The sequence below is a fragment of the Klebsiella sp. MS 92-3 genome (genome assembly GCF_000195655.1).
Classification (GTDB): domain Bacteria; phylum Pseudomonadota; class Gammaproteobacteria; order Enterobacterales; family Enterobacteriaceae; genus Klebsiella; species Klebsiella pneumoniae.
The window spans coordinates 2,004-6,542 of record NZ_GL882796.1; the positions used below are offsets into that span (position 1 = coordinate 2,004).

3 protein-coding genes are annotated in these 4,539 nt (G+C 57.9%); 1 reads left to right on the plus strand and 2 read right to left on the minus strand.

Translation table 11 applies throughout. The features are described from left to right. Positions 1–7 precede the first annotated feature (7 nt). Together HMPREF9538_RS16155 and evgA are read right to left on the minus strand one after the other, a co-directional pair. Positions 8–3,250, minus strand: coding sequence for an ATP-binding protein (locus HMPREF9538_RS16155; protein WP_009484809.1), 3,243 nt, complete (start codon positions 3,248–3,250; stop codon positions 8–10). Between the two features lie 4 nt (positions 3,251–3,254). Continuing rightward, positions 3,255–3,869, minus strand: a complete 615-nt coding sequence (evgA, locus tag HMPREF9538_RS16150; protein WP_004900721.1) for an acid-sensing system DNA-binding response regulator EvgA — start codon at positions 3,867–3,869, stop codon at positions 3,255–3,257. A gap of 301 nt (positions 3,870–4,170) precedes the next feature. Between evgA and HMPREF9538_RS0127470 the strand changes: the two genes are divergently transcribed. Further along, positions 4,171–4,536 (plus strand): HdeA/HdeB family chaperone, encoded by a 366-nt coding sequence (locus tag HMPREF9538_RS0127470; protein ID WP_004900718.1) that lies wholly within the window; start codon positions 4,171–4,173, stop codon positions 4,534–4,536. Positions 4,537–4,539 lie beyond the last annotated feature (3 nt).

The window sequence follows — 4,539 nt, forward strand, 5'->3', positions numbered from 1 at the left end:
GGAACGGCTAGCGGCCGATCAGGGCGTCGATTTCGCCATCGATCTCGCGCATGACGCCGGTGATGCGCTGTACCACCTCCAGACAGCTTGCCGGCGTCAGCGAATCAGGCCGCTTTGCCTCAAAAGGGGCGCACAGTTGTTGTAGCGCAGTAATCCCCAGAATTTGTGCTGAACCGTGCAGGCGGTGCAGCGCCCGCAGAAAGGTCTGCGGCTCATGCCGGGCGATTGCCTGTCCGGCAGCCTGTAAATCCGCGGCCGACGCATCGCGGAACGTCTCCAGCATCTCATTCATCAGCGCCTGGTCTCCCCCCGTATTCTCGCTCAGCACGCTGAGCTTCAGGTGCCGGGTAGCGTGAGGTGATGCGCGGCCCACCGCTAAACGGCTGAGCTCATGACTCAGCGTCTGGACCGACACCGGCTTAAACAGACACATATTCATGCCGCTGGCCAGACACGCCTCCCGCGACTGCGGCAGCGCGCTGGCAGTCACGCCCCAAATTACCAGGCCCGGATAGCGACGGCGTAGCGAGGCCGCCAGCGCCAGGCCATCTTTCTTCGGCATATTGAGGTCCGTTATCAGCAGATCGTAATGTTTGCTGGCGAGCTTATTCTCTGCCTCTTCACCGTCGCAGGCTTCATCGACGCTATAGCCGATAGTGCTGAGCTGGCGCTTGAGCAGTAGCCGGTTGGTGGGGTGATCGTCCGCTATCAGTATCGCCAGCCCGGGTAGAGCTTGCGGTCTGGCGGGCGACGCCTGCGGCGCGTGGATCGCGCAGCGGCTCGCCTTGACCGGCAGCGTGATGGTGAAAGTGGTCCCCACGCCCGGACGGCTGACCATCTCCAGGCGACCCTGCATCAGCGCAACCAGCTCTTTGCAAATGACCAGCCCCAGTCCGGAGCCGGTCTGCTGTCGTCCCTGGCGCGCCTGGGCATAGCGGTGGAAGAGGGTGGCCTGCTCTGCTTCACTGATCCCGCAGCCGCTGTCGCTAACCATGAGGGCCAGCTCTCCCTGTGTCTCATTCGCCGGCGTCAGCCGGCAGGAGACCTGAATTGCGCCTTCGACGGTAAACTTCAGCGCATTGCCGATGAGATTATTGAGGATTTGCCGTAGCGCCTGCGGGTCGACCCACAGCATGTTCCCTTCCTGCAGCGCGTTATGGTAGTGCAGATCGATGCCCTTTTGCTGCGCCAGCGCGTCGAAGGTATGACACTGCTGCGACACTAACTGTGCGACATCGCTCCACTGCGGGGTAACCTGGTATTTTCCCGATTCAATCTTGTCGATATCAAGAATATTGCCGATAAGTCCCAGTAGGGTTTGCGCCGTCGATCCCGCCAGCTCGATCGCCTCTTTACGCTGGCCGCCGTTCAGCTCCGGTTTCGCCAGCAGCTCCAGAAAGCCGACGATGGCGCTCACCGGCGTGCGCAGCTCGTGGCTCATGCTGGCCAGAAAGCGGCTCTTGGCTTTTGTCGCCTGAATCGCTTTGTCTTTTTCGCGCTCCAGCGCACAGGAGAGGGCTTCCTTCTGCGCCAGCTCCTCCTCGAGCCGCTGCTGGGAGTCTTTACGTTTGCGCACTTCCCGACACAGGGAGAGTCCCCAGCCGAGGCTGATGGCGATCAGCACCAGCGCAAAGGCGATCAGCTGGTAAAACTGGCGGCTGTACTGGCTCCAGTTCTCTATTTGCTGACTGGAGATTTTCGACCACTTCTCGGTCATCTGCAGAATATCCCGTGGCGGAATAACCTGCAGCGCTTTGTTAAGAATGGCGGCCAGCACCGGTTCATCGCGCGGGATGGCCAGCCGAATGGCCGCGACGGGGAGTCCATCAATGCGGGTGTAGTGCAGACCCTGTGGATAGTAGTGGTCGATCATATAGCGGGCGGAAAGCTCCGAGGCTACGGCGGCATCCACTTCGCCTTCTTCTACCATCTTCATGGCGACGCCAACGTTATCCGTTTCCACCCAGTTAATCAGCGGAAAACGCGCTTTCAGATCATGGGCGGCGATAGGCCCGACCGGCAGGGCGATCCGCGCCGAGCGCGTCAGCAGATGCTGATCGGGGGCGCTGCCGCGGGCGACCAGCACAAAGGCCACGTTAATGAGCGGATCGCTGAGGGTGACGTAGGCCTGCGGCTGTGGGGTCAGGGTGGCGGCGGGCATGATCGCCCAGTCCTCTTTTTCCATGCGCTTTGCCAGAGCCTGACGGTTGCGCACCAGAATAGGGTCAAACTGCAGGCCGGTCTGGAGTGAGACAATATTCAGCATATCGGCCATGATGCCGCGCAGTTCATCCTCGTTATCCACCAGGGTAAATGGCGGAAAATAGGGGTTCACCAGCAGGCGGACGCGACGATGCTTCTGCAGCCAGCGCTGCTCTTCGGGGCTAAAGGTAAGCGGGGTATTGAGAAACGACAGATCGCCACGGTTGAGCCAGTTTTGCATGATCCGCATCGCGGTGTCGCTGTCGACGGCATGGATAAAACGGTCGAAGAGTTGATGCAGCTCTGGCCGATCGTCACGGGTGACAAAGCGGTTGTGTTGCTCCTGCTGACGAAAATAGTGCGCGATAACCAGCGATTGCGAGAAATATTTCGAGATGCAGTGGCCAGTGGTGATGTTGTTGCCGATAAAATACTGATTCTCGCCGCTGACCACCGAGGCGAGAGCCTGATAGTCGCTATCATAAAGGGTGATTTTGGCGTTGGGAAACGCCTGCTGAATAATATCGAAAAAAGCGCAATCGCGGGTGCAGGCCAGCGTGACGCGGCGGTCAGTGGTCAGCGGCGGCAGAGGGGATTTCAGCGAGGTGACCAGCGTCGGCCAGGTTTTAAGCAGCGGCGCGGATTGATCCAGGCCCGGGGCGAGCGCATCCCGGTGCGCCACCTGAGTGAGCAGGGTATCCACCTGGCGGTCGGCCAGGGCGGTGAGCGCCTGCTGCTCGGTGTCATACTGGCGGATAATCACCTTCAGTCCGAGGCTGTGCGCCATCAGCGCCAGATAGTCGGCGTTAATGCCCTGATAACTTTTCTCGTCGCCGTCGTAGACGATGGGCGTCCTCTCGGGAAGCCAGGTCCCGATGGTCAGCTTAGGCTGCGCCGCCAGCCATGCTTTCTCCTTACCGCTAAGCGGGATATCGATCGCCGCGATATGAGAATGACTCTTCAGCTCCAGCTGTTTCATGGCATACGCGGCAGGCGAGAGGCTCAGCGCCAGCCCGACAACGACGGATAAAATAAGACGAACCGCCATGCCATCACCCTATTTTATTGCGTTGCGCAAAGTCATATAGCTCAAGCAGGGTGCTGCAGCCTAATTTATCCATCAGACGGACCTTATAGGTACTTACCGTTTTATTGCTGATATTCATTTTGCTGCCGATGGTGGTGTAGTCGACGCCGCTGAGAATATAGCGGAACACCTTCATCTCCTGCGTTGACAGCGTATCCAGCCGGTCCTGATCGGTGATGCCGTGGGTGCAGAAGCGTTCCAGTGAAAAGGGGAAATAGCTGTAGCCATTATTGGCTGCCTCGATTGCGGCGAGGATATTATTCATTCCCTCTTTTTTACTCACAAAACCATTTGCTCCGCAGTCGGCGCTGCGTTTGCCGTAGAACAGTTCATTCTTAGCGGAAATGATGATGATTGTTCCCTGGTAGCGGCGTTTGCGCAGCTGCTCCAGCACCTCGATACCGCTGAGCTCCGGAATATCGACGTCGACGATGAGCAGGTCAGGCTGCATGCTTTCCGCGGTCTGCACGGCATGAGCGCCGCTGTCGAGCTCTGCCGCGACGGTAATACCGTTGCTGTCGAGAAGGTTGCGAATGGCGATACGTGCCAATGGATGATCGTCAATGATTATCGCATTCATGGGGGCGTAAATCCTGATATGAAAAAAGAAGGGCGATGCCTGGTGCAGGTGCGGCGGGGGTTATTTTTATCGATGCCGTTATAAGGCGTAATTGTAACACAAATCGTTTTGGGCCAGGGAAATATTGTGGAGCTGAGCCAGACGAATATATTTGCATAGCTGGATGACAGCTGTAGGAACGGGCGTTCACTTGCTTCAGCGCGGTCTGCTGTTAAAAAAAATGCAAACGATTAATCTGCTCTTATTAAGGTGAGTTCTCGGGAATATCGTCCGGCGACAACTGGCAGGTAAAATAATAACAATGGCGAAAGAAAAACGCGCCTTCTGGCGAAAATGGGTTTGGAAACATCTGCTGGCAGGAATAACAGTACTGGCAATGAGTAGCGCCGCGGTGGGAAAGGATGTCGTCCCCGATGAGGCGCGGACCCGAGATATGATGCGCTGTCAGGATTATCTGCAACTGGATCCGCGCGCCTGGACGCCGATGGTGATTTGGCTGATGAACGATCCTTTTTCACTGGAGCCGCCGGAGTGGACCGACTTCCATGAAGCCGAGCTGGTGCTGACGCCGATCCTCACCGAAATCTGCCGTCAGGAGCCGGATGTCTGGCTCACCTCGCTGCGGGAACGGCTCAATTCTTATCAGCAGGTGCGGTCGCTGAACTAAGCG